This window comes from Coprococcus sp. ART55/1 (genome assembly GCF_000210595.1).
GTDB lineage: Bacteria > Bacillota > Clostridia > Lachnospirales > Lachnospiraceae > Coprococcus > Coprococcus aceti.
Window position 1 is genome coordinate 2,498,613 of sequence record NC_021018.1, and the last position, 17,761, is coordinate 2,516,373.

General features: G+C 47.1%; 13 protein-coding genes and 1 pseudogene. All 14 read left to right on the forward strand.

From position 1 onward, the window contains the following. On the forward strand, nt 1-1,050 hold a 1,050-nt coding region (locus CCU_RS11245), incomplete at its 5' end, for an alpha-amylase family glycosyl hydrolase (protein ID WP_243440893.1). A 386-nt stretch (nt 1,051-1,436) separates the two neighbouring features. Further along, complete coding sequence (locus CCU_RS11250) at nt 1,437-3,761, forward strand: alpha-galactosidase (protein WP_015534749.1); 2,325 nt, start codon at nt 1,437-1,439, stop codon at nt 3,759-3,761. A 399-nt stretch (nt 3,762-4,160) separates the two neighbouring features. Then, on the forward strand, nt 4,161-7,970 hold the full coding sequence (locus CCU_RS11260) for an EAL domain-containing protein (RefSeq protein ID WP_015534751.1): 3,810 nt from the start codon (nt 4,161-4,163) through the stop codon (nt 7,968-7,970). Between the two features lie 22 nt (nt 7,971-7,992). Then, nucleotides 7,993-9,273, forward strand: coding sequence for an O-acetylhomoserine aminocarboxypropyltransferase/cysteine synthase family protein (locus CCU_RS11265; protein WP_015534752.1), 1,281 nt, complete (start codon nt 7,993-7,995; stop codon nt 9,271-9,273). Continuing rightward, nucleotides 9,270-10,127, forward strand: coding sequence for a TrmH family RNA methyltransferase (locus CCU_RS11270; RefSeq protein WP_015534753.1), 858 nt, complete (start codon nt 9,270-9,272; stop codon nt 10,125-10,127). The genes CCU_RS11265 and CCU_RS11270 overlap by 4 nt, the downstream gene beginning before the upstream one ends. A 131-nt stretch (nt 10,128-10,258) precedes the next feature. Beyond that, nucleotides 10,259-11,014 (forward strand): hypothetical protein, encoded by a 756-nt coding sequence (locus tag CCU_RS11275; RefSeq protein ID WP_015534754.1) that lies wholly within the window; start codon nt 10,259-10,261, stop codon nt 11,012-11,014. A gap of 263 nt (nt 11,015-11,277) precedes the next feature. Continuing rightward, nucleotides 11,278-11,991, forward strand: a complete 714-nt coding sequence (locus tag CCU_RS11280; RefSeq protein WP_015534755.1) for a CpsB/CapC family capsule biosynthesis tyrosine phosphatase — start codon at nt 11,278-11,280, stop codon at nt 11,989-11,991. 55 nt (nt 11,992-12,046) lie between these two features. Next, complete coding sequence (locus tag CCU_RS14310; RefSeq protein ID WP_015534756.1) at nt 12,047-12,172, forward strand: hypothetical protein; 126 nt, start codon at nt 12,047-12,049, stop codon at nt 12,170-12,172. 28 nt (nt 12,173-12,200) lie between these two features. Beyond that, nucleotides 12,201-13,211, forward strand: coding sequence for an LCP family protein (locus CCU_RS11285; RefSeq protein ID WP_015534757.1), 1,011 nt, complete (start codon nt 12,201-12,203; stop codon nt 13,209-13,211). Between the two features lie 54 nt (nt 13,212-13,265). After that, the gene (locus tag CCU_RS11290; protein ID WP_015534758.1) at nt 13,266-14,084 is read left to right on the forward strand and encodes a YveK family protein; all 819 of its coding nucleotides are present in this window, start codon (nt 13,266-13,268) and stop codon (nt 14,082-14,084) included. Beyond that, nucleotides 14,081-14,833, forward strand: coding sequence for a CpsD/CapB family tyrosine-protein kinase (locus tag CCU_RS11295; RefSeq protein ID WP_015534759.1), 753 nt, complete (start codon nt 14,081-14,083; stop codon nt 14,831-14,833). The genes CCU_RS11290 and CCU_RS11295 overlap by 4 nt, the downstream gene beginning before the upstream one ends. 93 nt (nt 14,834-14,926) lie before the next feature. Next, entirely contained in the window at nt 14,927-15,697 is a 771-nt protein-coding gene (locus tag CCU_RS11300) for a hypothetical protein (RefSeq protein ID WP_055223477.1), read from the forward strand. 246 nt (nt 15,698-15,943) lie between these two features. Further along, nucleotides 15,944-17,395: a sugar transferase gene (locus tag CCU_RS11305; protein WP_015534760.1), complete on the forward strand. Its 1,452-nt coding sequence runs from the start codon at nt 15,944-15,946 to the stop codon at nt 17,393-17,395. Between the two features lie 170 nt (nt 17,396-17,565). Then, nucleotides 17,566-17,761 (forward strand): annotated as a pseudogene (locus CCU_RS11310) (glycosyltransferase family 1 protein); the annotation flags it as partial.

Sequence of the window (17,761 nt, forward strand, 5' to 3'; positions counted from 1 at the left end):
GGCAGATGCGATGTTGGCAAATGCTGCCTCAACAGGCCGGGAATAGATGAGTTCCTTCACGAGTTAAAACTCAACACATATGGCAGAGGAGACTTTGTGACTGTCGCAGAGACTCCTGGAGTTCCAAATGAGGATTTGGACAGATATATTGGGAGAGATGGACATTTCTCCATGATATTTGACTTTAGCTACACAGATATAGATATCAATCCGGGCGATCTCTGGCTGCACCAGAGAGACTGGACGATAGAGGAATTCAAGGACAAGCTGTTCACCAATCAGAGACTTGTGAAAAAGATCGGATGGGCAGCAAATTACCTGGAAAACCACGATCAGCCTAGAAGTATAGGCAAGTACTTCCCAGCCGGTGATATTCCTGAATACAGAACACAGATGGCAAAGGCGCTGGGCGCGCTGTTCTTCTTCCTGAAGGGTACGCCGTTTGTATATCAGGGACAGGAACTTGGTATGATAAACACTCATTTTGATAACATAGATGAGCTGGACGATATCAACTCCAAGGGACAGTTTGCGAGATGCATTGAAGCCGGATACAGCGAGGCAGAGGCGATGGAATCTGTAAATATCAGGAGCCGCGACCAGTCAAGACTTCCGATGCAGTGGAACAGCGATAAGAACTTCGGATTCTCAGTGCATGAGCCATGGCTGGCATGCAACAATCAGTGTGACCTCCAGACAGTGGAGCTTGAGAGCGCTGATAAGGATTCTGTGCTTAACTTTTATAAGGCGATGATACAGCTCAGAAATCACTCGGAGTACACACAGACTCTCATCTACGGAGACCTGGAGGATGTGGAGACGGATAATGCAGGAATCATAGTGTACAGGCGCAAGCCGGTTCAGATTGAGTGTGCATGTGGAACTGGAGCAAATGCAGAAAGCACAGACAGATCGGTATATGTTGTTGTCAACATGACCGGTGAGGATGTGGGCTATGCAATTCCTGAGACTGCGGATGTGCTTATGGGTAATTATGCGGATTACGATGGTACGCTCAGACCTTATGAGACTGTGGTGTACGCGGTGTAGGCCGGAGCTGGCAGAAAAAGCCTGAATATTGGTGGAGACTGATTGAAAATTACAGTTGGTCTGGTATCAGTATTCAGGCTTTTTTCATTGCCTGTATACTTTTGGGATACTTTGCTCAAATCTATAGACAAAGTGAATGGATCATTAAATGCAAGATATGTCTTAATGTTCAGAGCGTATTCACAGTTCAGAATAATCACCCAACTTAACCATTATCGGTACCATATTTGGTCAACTTTTTTCCATATAAAATCTAATTCCCAGATATTAAAATAACTGTATTAAAAGCAGTCAGACATGAGATTTTAGAGCAGAGGGTGCGCAGTGCACAGGCGTAACGGAGGTTGTCTGCTCAGACAAATAAATGGAGAAAAGGAGTCACACTTATGGGTATTATTTTTCACGAAGAAACAAAGACATTTCACCTTACAAATGGCAAGATAAGCTACATCATGACAGTGCTCCCCAATGGACATCTGGGAAATCTGTACTATGGTAAGGCGATAAGGGACAGAGAGGATTTCTCACATCTGTTGGAGCTTGTCCAGAGACCTATGTTCCAGTATGTATATGACGATGACAGACTGTTCTCACTTGAGTCAGTGAAGCAGGAGCTTCCTGTGTACGGAACCACAGACTACAGAGCACCGATGGTTGAGGTACTTCAGTCAAATGGCAGCAGGATATCAGATTTTGTATATGTATCACATGAGGTAAATGAGGGCAAGCCAAAGCTTGAGGCATTGCCGGCAACATACACAGAGAATGATGACGAGGCAGAGACATTGATCGTCACATTGAAGGATTCACTCACAGGCATAAAGGCGAGAATGCTCTATACGATATGGAGCGACAGACCAGTCATAGCAAAGAGTGTGGAGTATGTAAATGAAGGCACAGAGGCGGTACATCTCACCACTGCTTACAGTATGTGTCTGGATCTCCCTGATCCTGATTATCAGTGGATGCAGCTCTCAGGCGCATGGGCAAGGGAGCGCAACATAATAACAAGGGATCTCGAGCAGGGCGTACAGTCGATAGGCAGTAATCGTGGTCATTCATCCCATGAGCACAATCCGTTCATCGTATTGAAGAGAGAGACAACGGACGAGAACCAGGGAGAGGCGATTGGAATAAGCCTTGTATATAGCGGCAATTTTAAGATACAGGCAGAGGTTGACACGAGAAATACAGCCCGCATTCTTGCCGGAATAAATCCGGATACATTTGACTGGAAGCTCGATGCAGGTGAGCATTTCCAGACTCCTGAGGCAGTCATCGTATACTCAGATCAGGGACTCAACAAGATGAGCCAGACTTTCCACAAGCTGTATCAGAAGAGACTTGCAAGAGGCGAGTGGAGAGACAAGCCAAGGCCGATCCTCATCAACAACTGGGAGGCTACATATTTTGATTTCACCAGAGAGAAGCTCATAGCCATCGCACAGAAGGCAAAGGAGTGCGGAGTTGAGCTGTTCGTTCTTGACGACGGCTGGTTTGGAGCCAGAACCACAGACCATGCAGGCCTTGGAGATTGGGTTGCAAATCCAGACAGACTCCCGGAGGGAATCACAGGAATTGCAGAGGATATAGAGAAGGTAGGATTGAAGTTCGGACTGTGGTTCGAGCCGGAGATGACAAATAAAGATTCAGACCTCTACAGAGAGCACCCAGACTGGATACTTTCAGTTCCGGGAAGACATGACTCACACGGAAGATTCCAGTACGTTCTGGATTTTTCCAGGAAAGAGGTCGTTGACAGAATATATGAGATGATGGCAAAGATACTCAGCACGGCAAAGGTGTCATATGTGAAGTGGGATATGAACAGAAGTATCACCGAGTGCTATAGTGCGGCTCTTCCGGCTGACAGACAGGGCGAGGTGTTTCACAGATACATACTTGGTGTGTACGATTTGTATGAGAGACTCACAAGCACATTTCCACATGTACTCTTTGAGTCATGTGCCAGCGGCGGCGGACGTTTTGATCCGGGCATTCTCTACTATGCGCCACAGGGCTGGACAAGTGATGACACGGATGCCATAGAGAGAGTCAAGATCCAGTATGGAACATCCATGTGTTACCCGATCAGCAGTATGGGAAGCCACGTTTCGGTTGTGCCAAATCATCAGACAAGACGTGAGACTCCGCTTAAGACCCGTGCAAATGCTGCATATTTTGGAACATTTGGATATGAGCTGGATCTGAACAAGCTCACAGCCGAGGAGATAGAGGAGGTCAAGGAGCAGGTCAAGTTCATGAAGGCATACCGTGAGGTGATCCAGTACGGAACATTCTACAGGCTTGCAAGTCCATTTGACGATGAGGAGTGCGGCTGGATGGTCGTATCAGACGATAAGAAGACCGCCATCGTTGCGTGGTTCAGAACACTCTACACACCGAACAAATGCTTCACCAGAATGAAGCTCCACGGCCTTGATCCTGATGCGATATATAGCTGCAATGTGCTCGGGGGACAGGCGCTCACAGTGAGCAAGACACCGGATGGAAAGCTGATATATGAGAAAGTGTCAGGAGACAAAGGAGAGGATTCTGCAGTCAATGTCATCGCAGGCCCATCATGCTATGGCGATGAGCTGATGAACCTCGGACTCATCACCAGCGACACATCGGCGGGAGAGATAGTCGGAGAGGATATGCCTTGCGGAGACTATGATTCCAGACTCTATGTGCTCAAGGCAGAGTAAGCGGGTTTGCGAAAAAATTTTCCTGCTTTTTCGGGCAGAAAAAGAAAAAAGACAGTATATCCGAGTCAAAAAACTAAGATAATAAAATCCAAATAACCGCACTCGTGGTCTATGATTGAAATAAGGCAGTTAAGATATGCCTGTATGGGTTATTTCTGACGACCAGCAAAGGGCATGGTACCAGAAAGGCCATAGTGGCAGGACTTCTGGAAATACACTGAAGGAGACTGCGCGTGGAGGCCTTGCAACCACTCGCACGGCGCTTGAGGTGAAAAATAGACTAAAAATGTAGACAGAAACTATGGCATTTGTCAAATTGCATAAATAAGGTTTTTTTAGCCTGCAAACATGATATAATTGCATAAAGAATGTTTTGAAAATGCAGTTGGGGATGATCAGATGAGCAACAGGAAGAGAATATGCGTTATAACAGCACAGGTTGAAGAGAGTACACAGAATCGCTTCATGCAGGGATTTCTGAAGCAGGCATATGATATGAATTACGATGTCTGCATATTTTCCATGTTTTTGAAGTACCAGGATTCAACAGACAGGGAGGTTGGAGATTCAAACATCTACAACCTTATTAATTTTAACCTTTTTGATGCTGTGGTATTGTGTCAGGACACCATACAGACTCCGGGAGTCGTAGAAAAGCTGGAGAAGCGCCTGCAGTCAGAATTTGCAAATGGTGTGGTAGTGGTAGTCGACAAAGAGAATAACATATTCCCAACGGTCATGATGGATCATTATACCCCTATAGTAAAACTCGTGGATCACCTTATAGAGGTTCACGGACACAAGAATATATATTTCCTGGGCGGACTCAAAGAGCACATACACTCCAAGCAGCGACTCGCCGGTTACATAGACAGCATGAAGGCGCACAACCTGCCGGTTACGGACGACATGATATATTATGGAACATACTGGTACGACAGCGGCGACTACATGGTGGACGAGCTTGTGAAGGATAAGGAGCATCTGCCGGATGCCATCGTATGTGCAAATGACTGTATGGCCATCGGAGTGTGCACCGCATTTGACAGATATGGAATAAGAGTTCCCGAGGACATAGCCGTGGTGGGCTATGACTCCATAGAAGACGGAAGAAACAGTCCTGTTCCGATCACATCTGCGGACATACCGGCGGATGACTGCGGGCACTACTGTATGAAATATATAGATGCAAAGCTTAACGGACATGACGTACCGGAATTCAAGTCCAACGTGGAGCTGTACATAGGTGGAACCTGTGGCTGTGAGGGCTGGGAACGAGAGACAGTCAGGATCAGAAGAGACAAATGGGAGACAGACCTCTCAGAGACCGGCTTCTACTCTTGCTTCAACAACATGGCGGATGACCTTGTGGCGCAGACGAGCGTGGAGTCATTCTTCGACACCGTGTCGGAATACGTGTACCAGATAAGACCATTTGAGAGCTTCCATCTGTGCCTGAACGACTACTGGAGAAATCCGGAGGTCATGACCGGCGATGAGGCACTTCGCCACGGTTACACAGATCATGTATACAGACTGATAAAGTGTGGCCCGGATGAAAAAGAAGAGAGACACATACGCTACGACGACGTATTCGAGTCTGCGAAGCTGTTGCCGGAGCTGTACGAGGACAGGGATTATCCTACAGCGTTCATATTTACACCATTGTTCTTCCAGGACAGAAGCTTTGGCTATGCAGTGGTGAACTACGGTGCAGAGCCGAGGGTGTACGAAGATGTATACAGATCCTGGATCAAGACGGTTGCCAGGGACATGGAGTCATTTGCAAGACATCAGGGACTCAATGTACTTCTAAACAAGCTTGAGGCGGATCAGATAAGAGATGGTCTCACCGGAATGTACAACTTCAGAGGCTTCATGGGCAGGGCAAATGACATGATAGTCCAGGCCGCTGAAGAGAAGTCCGAGATACTTGTGTTGGCGGTGGATCTGAAGAATACACGCCAGATAAACAGCAATTACGGAAGAACAGAGGGTGACAGAGTCCTGAGCTATGTTGCCCAGTCGATAAATGAGATACTTACCCCATACGAGATATCCATGAGGATGGGAAATGACGAGTTCGTCATAGCCACAGTGGCAAAGAGTGGCGATATCTCAAGGGGAGAATATATAGCCGAGGAACTCAAGAAGAAGCTTGAGGCGGCAAACAGTGGCGGAAAGGACGATTACGAGCTCGGTATATATTACGGATGTAAGAAGGCTCTGGTCAAGTCATCTGCCGAGCTGGAGACCCTCATCAACGATGCGGTCAACCAGAAGAACCGCATAAAAGAACAGAACAATGCCAAGGGACGCAACAAAGCGACGATAACGAACAGGGATCTGGAGAGAGATGAGATAGTAGCTATGATACTGGACAACAACATGCTTACATATCATTTCCAGCCTATAGTAAGTGCCCGTGACGGAAGCATATTTGCATACGAGGCACTTATGAGGATACTGGTTCCTATGAGAATGTCACCCCCTGAGCTTCTGGAGAGTGCAGAGAGACTGAACAGACTGTACGATGTGGAAAAACTCACACTGTTCAACATCGTGGAGATCGTGGCATCGAATCCTGAGATGTTCAGGGGCAAGAAGGTATTTATCAACAGCATGCCGGGGCATATGCTCAACGCACAGGACAGAAATGAATTCATTTCAAAGGTGAAGACGCTCCAGTGTGCAGGCATCGTCATAGAATTTACCGAGGGAGCAGAGCTGTCGGATGCGGAACTGAATGATCTCAAGGCATTCCTCAGAGGAAATGGCATGGAGATCGCCATAGACGACTACGGCTCAGGCTATTCAAATGTAAACAATCTTCTCAGGTATATGCCTGAGTATGTGAAGATAGACAGAATGCTTCTGACAGGGATCGATGCAGACCCACACAGACAGCATTTCGTCAAGGATATAATAGAATTCACCTCGACCAACGACATCAAGGCGCTGGCAGAGGGCGTTGAGACCACGAAGGAGATGAAGACCGTCATCCAGCTCGGTGCGGATCTCATTCAGGGATACTATACCGCCCATCCGAACGCGGAGGTGGTACAGCTCATATCCCCACAGGTTGTGAATGAGATAGTTCAGTACAACCAACAGGAAGAGGTGGCTGAGAACAGCAGCATATTTGTCATGGAGCATGAGAGAAGTGCATCACTTCTGAAGCTCACATCCCGGGGAATCAGGAAGATAGTTGTGGCACAGAGAGCCGGTGGCGACAACAATGTCCGCATAGTCGGCGCACAGGGCTTCAAGTCAGATATGACACTCAAGATAAAGGATGGTTTCACCGGAACCATAGTGCTGCAGAATGTAAGCTTCTCGGGCGACCGTGACAAGCCTTGTATAGACTGCGGTGAGAATACGGATCTGCACATCATGCTTGAGGGTAAGAATTTCTGCAGGAATGGCGGAATAAAGATACCGGAGTCGTCCAGAGTGACATTTATCGGAGATGGGGATATAATGATCCGCGTCAACGGTAACAGCTATTACGGAATAGGCAATGACATTAATTCAAAGCATGGAGTCATGAAGTTCAAGCAGGAGGGCGCCATTAATATAGAAACAAACGGTGTGAACGGAGTGGCAATAGGCGCCGGACTCGGAGGAGATATACGTATAGAGAAGGGACGATACGACCTGTATATCAACGGCGAGAACGGAGTTGCTATTGGAAGCATAAGCACCCCGGTGAATCTGAATCTCCTGCAGGCGGACATAGACATAACCTATGAGGCTGCAAATGGAGTCGCCATCGGCTCGGTGAGCCAGCACGCAGATATCGCGATAAAGAACACATCCATATCGCTCAGAGGATCGGGCAACAGATACGTGGCGGTCGGAACCCTGGACGGAGATGGATGCAGCGTAGATATAAGCAGAGCACATGTGGACATGAACCTTAAGGGCAATTCGTGCATAGCCATGGGATCTGACCATGGAATAGCAGACATACGCATGACGGACGCCAACTCAAGGCTGGCGGTTCAGGGCGAAGCGTGCTTCGCACTTGGAAGCAGAGACGGCACAGGCATGCTGTCCAGCAATAATGCAGATCTGAATGTGGTTGTCAGGAATTCACTGAACATAGATATATCCGCGGCAGAGCAGGACATACGTCTGGTGAATGGAAGATACATGTTCGTTCTGAACAATGAGAATATAGAGCGCAAGGTAGTAGAGCGTTATTAATTCAAAGGAGTATAAAGGAATAATGGAAAGAGAGACTATGTGTATACAGGCTGGATACCAGCCTAAGAATGGGGAGTCAAGAATGATACCGATCGTACAGAGCACAACGTTCAAGTACGACACGAGCGAGGATATGGGTAAGCTGTTTGACCTTGAGGAGAGCGGCTATTTCTACACCAGACTTGCAAATCCGACAAATGACTATGTGGCAGCCAAGATATGTGCCCTGGAGGGGGGATCGGCAGCAGTGCTCACATCGTCAGGACAGGCAGCAACATTCTTCTCGGTATTCAACATTGCCGGAGTGGGAGATCACGTTGTGGCATCATCCACCATATACGGAGGAAGCTTCAACCTTTTTGCTGTGACCATGAAGAGAATGGGTGTGGAATTCACATTTGTGGATCCTGACTGCTCGGACGAGGAACTTGAGGCAGCGTTCAGACCGAACACCAAGGCCGTGTTTGGCGAGACCATAGCCAATCCGGCACTCATAGTATTCGATATAGAGAGATTTGCAAATGCGGCACATGCACACGGAGTACCACTCATCGTGGACAACACATTTGCCACACCGATCAACTGCAGACCTATAGAGTGGGGCGCAGACATAGTCACACACTCCACCACGAAGTACATGGACGGACATGATGCAACCGTGGGTGGGGCGATCGTGGATTCAGGCAAATTCGACTGGATGGCACACGCAGACAAGTTCCCAGGACTCACCACACCTGATGAGTCATATCACGGAGTGGTATACGCAGAGAAGTTCGGCCAAGGCGGCGCATATATCAACAAGATCGTGGCACAGCTTATGAGAGATCTCGGCCCGATACCTGCACCTATGAATTCGTACATGCTCAATCTTGGACTGGAGTCGCTTCACGTGCGTATGCCACGTCACTGTGAGAACGCACTGGCGGTTGCGAAGTTCCTCGAGGCACACGATAAGATAGCCTGGGTAAATTATCCTGGACTTGAGAGCAGCAAGTATTACGAGCGTGCTAAGAAGTATATGCCGGACGGCACATGTGGAGTTGTGTCATTTGGCGTCAAGGGAGGAAGAGCTGCTGCGGAGGCCTTCATGAAGGAACTCAAGGTTGCGATGATAGCAACACATGTGGCGGATGCACATACATGCGTTCTTCATCCTGCATCAGCTACACACAGACAGATGAATGACGAGGAGCTTCTGGCGGCAGGAGTAAGTCCTGATCTTGTGAGACTGTCGGTGGGCATTGAGAATGTAAAAGACATAATAGCAGATCTTGAAAATGCACTGGATAAGGTACAGATATGAGAATAATAAATATAACCGACCTTTCGGCACCCGAGCTTGATATATATGCGCGCATGTCAGAGAATCAACTGGCGCACATATATGAACCGGCTTCCGGGCTGTTCATAGCTGAGAGTCCAAAGGTCATAGAGAGGGCACTGGATGCGGGTTACGAGCCAGTGTCCATTCTATTGGAAGACAGGCACGTGGAAGGACAGTGCGCGGATATAATAAAGCGGTGCGGAGATATACCGATATACACAGCACCATTTGATGTCCTCACGAAGCTCACGGGATTTGCCCTGACAAGGGGGATGCTGTGCGCCATGAGGAGGGCAGAGCTGCCGTCTGTTGAGAGCGTGTGTGAACATGCCGCCAGAATAGCGGTGCTTGAGGAAGTGATGAACCCGACAAATGTGGGAGCGATATTTAGAAGTGCGGCGGCACTCGGGATGGATGCTGTACTGCTCACGCCGGGCTGCAGTGACCCGCTCTACAGGAGGGCGGCAAGGGTCAGCATGGGAACGGTGTTCCAGATACCGTGGACATATATTACATTTGACACCCTGGGTCTTGCACACAATAAAGCAGATCATGGCATATGGCCGGAGTTTGGGATGGGACAACTTCACAGTATGGGCTTCAGGACGGCATCCATGGCGCTAAGAAATGACACGATAGACATACACGACCCGGAGCTGAAGCAAATCGACAGACTTGCAGTAATACTGGGAACCGAGGGAGAAGGCCTCAAGACAGAGACCATAGATTCCAGCGACTACACAGTGAAGATACCAATGTATCACGGAGTGGACAGCCTGAATGTGGCTGCAGCCAGTGCCGTGGCATTCTGGGAGCTTGGCAGGCGCTCGTAAAACGTCGAAAAACCTCCCTCAAAAAATACGCATACATATCTACAGGATATGGAAAATATGTTATAATAGTCAGGACGTGAACGGACAGGCTCACAGTCGGCAGAAGGAAAAGACTTAGGAGGATGATAGACATGTTTTATGCTATTTCAGGAATTAACGGGGATTATGAGGCATACAAGAGAGCACTCAAGAAACTTAAGTTTCAGAACCTTGACGATATAAAGGAAGAGGACATCATGAACGAGGAGGCAGTCATCAGCACTCTTGAGGGCGAGGATGTCCTGTATGTCCTTGGCAATATAATCGGAGCAGGCGGCGGATCCATGAAGATACTTCAGGATATGATGAGCAGAGATAATGTCATCGCAGTTGTCGGTGAGAACGAGTACAAGATCACACAGGCACTCAAGGCACTGAATGACCATATCCAGTCCACAGGTGAGGTGCCACCACAGATGCTGGTAGACAAGATAACATCCATGCTTGGAGAAGAGCTCTCAGGTGCGGTGGAGGAGTTCCTGCAGCTTGACGATGAAGAGCGTGAGGATGTCATAGAGTATATAGATGAGATTTCTGAGGAAGCGTTCCTCGAAGTGATGATGGCGAGAAAGAAATTTGTGCTGGTTCACGCCGGAATAAGAAACTTCGATCCGAAGAAGGAACTGGATGAGTACGACACAGAGGACTTCATCACAGAGCCAGCAGACCTGGACAAGACATATTACAAGAACAGAACACTCGTCGTTGGACATGTGCCAACCACAGAGCTCGGCGGTGAGGGCAAGATCGTTAAGAAGAACAACAACGTTGCCATCGACTGCGGGTGCGGCAAGGGCGGACAGCTTGGAATATACTGCCTGGGCAACGGCTCGGAGATGTATGTATAATAGAATAAAGAAGAGATTGACACGGCGGGATATGAAATATCATATTCCGCTTTTTTATTATGGAAGAAATTGGATTAAGAAAATAAAGTGGTTTATACAAATTGTATAGTTAAGCAAAAAATCAACGAGGATTTTTGTCGATTTTAAATCGCAAATGGAATTGAAAAATTGTGAAGAAACTGTTAAATTAGGGTGTGAGCATGGATAAAGAATTTTCCTATATAAATATTTATAGTTTTTTATAAAGAAAACAGGAGGAAAACATGGGTGTTATAGATTTTCATTCACATATACTGCCGGGTATAGACGACGGCAGCAGGAATGTCGAGACATCTATAGGCATGCTTCGGATGTGCAAAGAGCACGGCGTGGATACTATGATAGCGACGCCGCACTTTTATGCTGATTCAAATACTGTGGAGAGGTTCATTGATTCAAGACAGAAAGCATATGATAAAGTCATGGCTGAGAATATGGACATACCGCAAATTATAATGGGGGCAGAGGTCGCGTTCTTTGCAGGAATAAGCAGAGCGGAGAAAACGGATGCACTAAAAGTAGAAGGAACTGATATCATTTTGCTGGAGATGCCGTTTGTGACATGGAGTGATTCGGTAGTGCAGGAAGTACGAGACTTAATTGAGAAGAGACATTTCCATATCATACTAGCTCATATAGAGCGATTCTTACAGATACCAGGCAACAAGCCATATGTGAGACAGATCCTTGAACTGCCAGTTACGGTGCAGGTGAATGCGGAGACACTTCTGGATTTCAGACAGAAGGGCAAAATGCTCAAGATGTTCAAGAAAGGACAGGCACACATCATAGGAAGCGACTGCCATGGTATGCATCACAGGGTGCCGAACTTGTGGCTGGGCCGCGAGGTGCTGGAGAAGAAGCTGGGACATGAATTTCTGGAGAACATGGACAGCTACGGAACAAAGCTCCTTAAAGAACATCAGATACACCCATAATCAGCAATAACAACGAAACATGTAAAAGATAAACAGATAGATGGAGGACAACAACATGTCTAAGAAGACAGCGATAATCATCAGTATTGTGCTGTTCATAATACTGTGTGGTCTTATTGTGTGCGAGAAGAAGTGGCCTACAGCGGGAACAGACCTGCTTATGCTGAACGTTCTGAGATAGCACATTACATTCCGAAGAGGTGATACATATGTCATACAGGAACAGAACACTATCAGAAAAAAAGAGAATATACAAGAAGCTTGGACTTGTGATCACAGCCATACTGGTCGTATGCATTGCACTGGCGATAGCACTCAGACCGACAAAAGGAAATGCATCACACAATGCATCGGGCACACAGGCGGTCGAAGGCATGATCGAGGTGGACGGAGTCAAATACGTTCCAAAGAAGAATATAGAAACATATCTTTTTATGGGAATCGACAACATGGGCAAGGTTCAGAAAGTCACCGATTATGAGGGGGCAGGCCGATGCGATGTGGTCATGCTGATGGTCAGAGACCTGACAGATGGAACATACAAGACGCTGAGCATAGACAGAAATACCATAGTGGAGCAGGATACACTGGATCCCGACGGAACCTACGTTGCAACGAGCCCGGCGCAGCTTGCTCTGGCACATGAGAATGGTGACGGAATGGAGATAAGCTGCGAGAACGTGGTCAAGGCGGTGTCAAACTTCCTTGGCGGCCAGAAGATAGACGGATACGCAGCGGTGAATATGGGGGCCATAGGAACCATCAACAATCTGGCTGGCGGAGTCACGGTTACCATAGAGGATGATTTCTCCAAGGTGGATAAGACCATGAAGCAGGGAGAGACCATCACACTGACCGATGAGCAGGCAGTACATTTTATCCATGACAGATTCGATGTGGGAGATGAATCCAACACCCAGCGAATGAAGCGTCAGGAGGTGTACAAGGCAGGACTCAAGGATAACCTGGCGGCAAAGTGCAGCGAGGATAACACATATCCACTGACAATATATGACGCACTGGGAGATTACATGGTGACTGACATCAGCTCACAGAAGTTCTCCAAGCTGGCACTCCTTGTTCTCAAGGAAAAGGACGCCGGAACGGTGTCGATAGCTGGAACAGAGACCGTAGATGATCTCGGATTTGTCGAGGTGGAGCCGGATGCGGATAGCCTTCAGCAGGCAATCGTAGAGCTGTTCTACAAGGAATATAACTAGCATCACACATTTGATGCAGGGGATATAGATACAAAAAACGGATGGAGGGAATATATGAATTCCAACAAGAAAATGGCTGCTGTGCAGGATGAGACCACACAGATAGCCGCAGTGAACACATACAAGAATACAGAGGATGATGAAAACGAGATCGATCTCCTGGACATGGGAATGGCGCTTCTTGAGAAGCTCCCATACATCATACTGTGCTTCCTGATCGGTGCGGTGCTGTTCAACGCATTTGCATACTTCCTGATCAAGCCGACATACCAGTCGACAGCCAAGCTGTACGTGGTATCAGCATCAGATGATTCCATAGTAAATCTCCAGGACCTTAACATCGGTTCATCCCTTACCAAGGATTACGAAGACTTGATACTCAGCTATCCGGTTCTCGACCAGGTCATCGAAAAGCTCGGCCTTGATATGGACTCAGAGGGGCTTGCCAAGATGATAACCCTTGAGAATCCTTCAGACACACGAGTCCTGAAGATCACGGTCACAAGCACTGACAAGCAGCAGGCATGTGACATTGCAAATACACTGGCAAACGTGTCGATAGAGTATCTCCCGGATACCATGAGCACAAGCGCACCTAACATAGCCCAGGTTGCAAGGGTAGCAGACCAGAAGGTCGGACCAAGCTACCTTAAGTACACCGCCATAGGTGCATTGCTTGGAGCACTCATCTACTGCCTGATCGTCATTGTGGGATACCTGATGGATGACACGATCCACTCAGCAGACGACATGGAGAAGTATTTCGGAATAGTACCGCTCACGACAATACCTGAGAGTGATCAGTTCAGGACAGACGACACAGAGGATGAATTTGGAAAGAAACACAACAGGAAAGAGAGGGTCAGAGCATGAAGAAGCTTAACATAGAGTTTCAGGAACTCCCATATGCAGTGGAGGAGGCGATGAACCGTCTCAGGATCAACATAAAGTTCTGTGGCAAGAACACAAGAAAGATACTCATAACCAGCAGCATGCCAAATGAGGGCAAGAGCAGCGTAGCGATCAACCTGTGGAAGATGCTCGCTGAGGCAGGATTCCCTGCAGTGCTGGTGGATGTGGATCTTCGTAAGTCAGTCATAAAGGACAGACATCACATAAAGGATGCTGACAAGCTTCCGGATCTTGGATATTTCCTTTCGGGACAGTCCGAGATGGAGGATGTCATCTATGAAACACAGGTAGAAAATGCATACATCGTACCTTGTATGAACATTCTGGAGAATCCATCGGCTCTTCTGGAGGATGCTAGATTTGCAGAGCTTCTTGACAAGCTGGCAGAGACATATAGGTATGTCATTATAGACTCGCCACCGCTTGGCAGTGTGGCGGATGCCGCTCAGATCGCATCACTGTGCGATGGCGCAGCTCTGGTAGTCAGAGCAGGTGAGACATCAAAAAGTCTCATCAAACAGTCATTCCAGCAGCTTGACCAGGTAGGTTGTACGCTGCTTGGAGTCATACTCAACAGAGCCCAGACAACGGGGAGAGCATACAAGAAATACTACGGCAAGTATGGCAAATACTATAGCCAGTACGGCTATGGTTATGGCACTTACGGCAAAGAGGCTGCAGCCGCCAGCGACAGCACCCCGTCAAAATAATTCACTTTGGATATAACGCCATGTATAGTGGCGTGCAGGGCGTTTTATCATATATTCAATACAATAGAACTTTTTGGGAAGGAGGAATTTATTGTGAAGAATTTAAAGAAGCTTTTGGCTATAGTTGTATGTATCGCAATGATGGTGCCAACAGTTGCATTTGCAGCTACATCATCACCAACTAAGGTAAACGTTAAGTCTGCTACAGCAAAGTCGCTTACATACAATGCAAAGAGCCAGACAACAACAATTGTTGTTAACGGTAAGACACTTACCCTGAACAAGGATTTCAAAGTCGTTTCAGGAAGCCTTAAGGCAACAAAGGCTGGTACATACACAGTTAAGATCAAGGGAATAGGTAACTATTCAGGCGATACAACAGTTAAGTACACAGTTAACGCACAGCAGAGCTACAAGGCTACTGCTGCTGCAAAGACATACAATGCTAAGAATCAGACAACCAAGGTTACAGTTAAGTATGGTAACACAGTTCTTAAGAGAGGTACTGATTACAAGATTACTGGTGTAACTAGGGCTAAGAACGCTGGCAAGTATAAGATTACCGTAAAGGGTATCAACAACTACAAGGGTACAAAGACAATTTACTACACAATTAACAAGGCTGCTCAGAAGTCTGTTAAGGTTAAGGTAAATGCTTCTAAGAAGAAGATCACTGTATCTGGTGTTAAGGCAAAGGCAAAGGTTACTTACAAGTCAGCCAATAAGAAGGTCAAGGTTAAGAATGGCAAGATTACTGTTGGTAAGGGTGTCAAGAAGGGCACAAAGGTAAGAATCACTGTTAAGGTTGCTGCAACAAAGAACTACAAGGCATACAGCAAGTCAATTATTTACAAGGTTAAATAATCAACCTGCTATGTTAAATAGTTCCAAGCCCTAGCCGGTGGCGCAAAACGAATGTCCATGCCACAGGACGTTCCGCGCCGCCAGTGTGGGTGATAAATAACAGACCATTTAATGCGTATCATGGTTTACAGATGAAAAGGTTCAGCCGACAATCACACGGGCTGAGTCATTTCATGTATGAATCAACAGACCGGGTCATGCGGGCACAAATATGACCCTGACGACAGAGGATGAGGAGAGAAAATTATGTATCAGAAAGGCGCAAAAGGCTGGCTGAAGCACTTTGACTTCATGCTGCTGGATCTTATAGTACTTCAATTGTCATTTCTTGTGGCATTCCAGATCAGACACGGCATGGTAAATCCGTATGCGAACAGAGACTATCTCGCGTTGGCTATTATCACGGAGCTGGCGGATATAGTAGCCATGATATTTCTGAATACATATGAGGGCGTCATCAGAAGAGGATACTTCAAGGAATTCATATCCAGCTTCAAGAACGGTTTCGTGATAGTTGCACTGCTCCTTCTGTATGTGTTTGTCCTCAAGGATACATCTATATATTCCAGAACTACTATACTGCTCATGTGGGCCATATACGTATATGCTACATTTGCAGTGAGGAGCCTGTGGAAGAAGCATCTCGCGAAATATGCAGAGCATGGCAAGGGCAAGAAGCTCCTGGTCATGACCACCAGACATGTAGCAGATGAAGTGGTGGCAGGCCTCAAGGAGAAGAACTACTCCGGGTTTGATATAGTAGGAGTCATGGTGATAGATGCCAATCTCATCGGTCAGGAGATCCAGGGAGTGCCGGTGGTGGCGGATTACAACAGTGCAGTTGATTATGTGAGAACCGCATGGGTGGACGAGATATACGTGGATGTGCGTGGAGCATACGGATATGCGAACACCCTGATAGACGCATTTATCGAGGGCGGCATCACAGTTCACATGTGCATATCATCCATCGTGAGGACCCACGGCGACAAGCAGCTCATCCAGAAGATAAATGGTGAGACCGTGGTCACGACCATGATGAACTACGCAACACCAAAGCAGATGTTGCTCAAGAGAACGGCAGATATAATAGGAGGTCTGGTGGGCAGCATATTCACGCTCATCCTCACCATATTTATAGGACCTATCATATACATCAAGTCCCCGGGACCGATCTTCTTCAAGCAGGAGAGAGTGGGACTGAACGGCAAGATATTCAAGATGTACAAGTTCCGAAGCATGTACATGGACGCTGAGGAGCGCAAGAAGGAACTCATGGCGCAGAACACCATGAGCGATTCGAAGATGTTCAAGACGGACTTTGACGCGAGAGTCATAGGCAACAAGATCCTGCCGGACGGCACCAAGAAGAAGGGAATAGGTCAGTATATCAGAGACTTCTCCATAGATGAGTTCCCACAGTTCTTCAATGTGCTAAAAGGGGATCTGTCACTGGTTGGAACCAGGCCGCCTCTCATCTCTGAGGTGGAGCAGTACGAGATGCACCACAAGAGCCGTCTTGCTACGAAACCGGGTATCACCGGAATGTGGCAGGTGAGCGGCCGAAGCGACATCACGGACTTCGAGGAGGTCGTGAGACTGGATACGGAGTATATAGAGAATTGGAGCTTTGGACTTGATGTTAGGATAGTACTGAAGACTATTAAGGTAGTGCTTGGTAGGGAAGGGTCGAAGTAGATATGAGAATAGCAGTAAAAAAGTGCTTTTTGAACCGAGGAAATAAGGTCACAGAAATAACTTATGGATGACTACTTCCTACCAACACAAAGGCTTGCGAAAAGAGCGATACAGCTTTGGTTTAGTATGGTACACACATTGAGGAAAATAGGAGTAGGAGTATTTGCTGGATGGAAAATAACAAAATTAGGATACTTCATGTAGCACAGGCTGCTGGCGGTGTAGATCGTTATATCCGGATGCTTCTTAAGTATTTAGATAAAGAAAGATTTGAAAACATACTGGTTTGCTCTCAGGATTTTCACAAGGAAGATTATAAAGAATTAGTTAATTCTTTTGAACAGGTTAAAATGACTAGAGCAATTG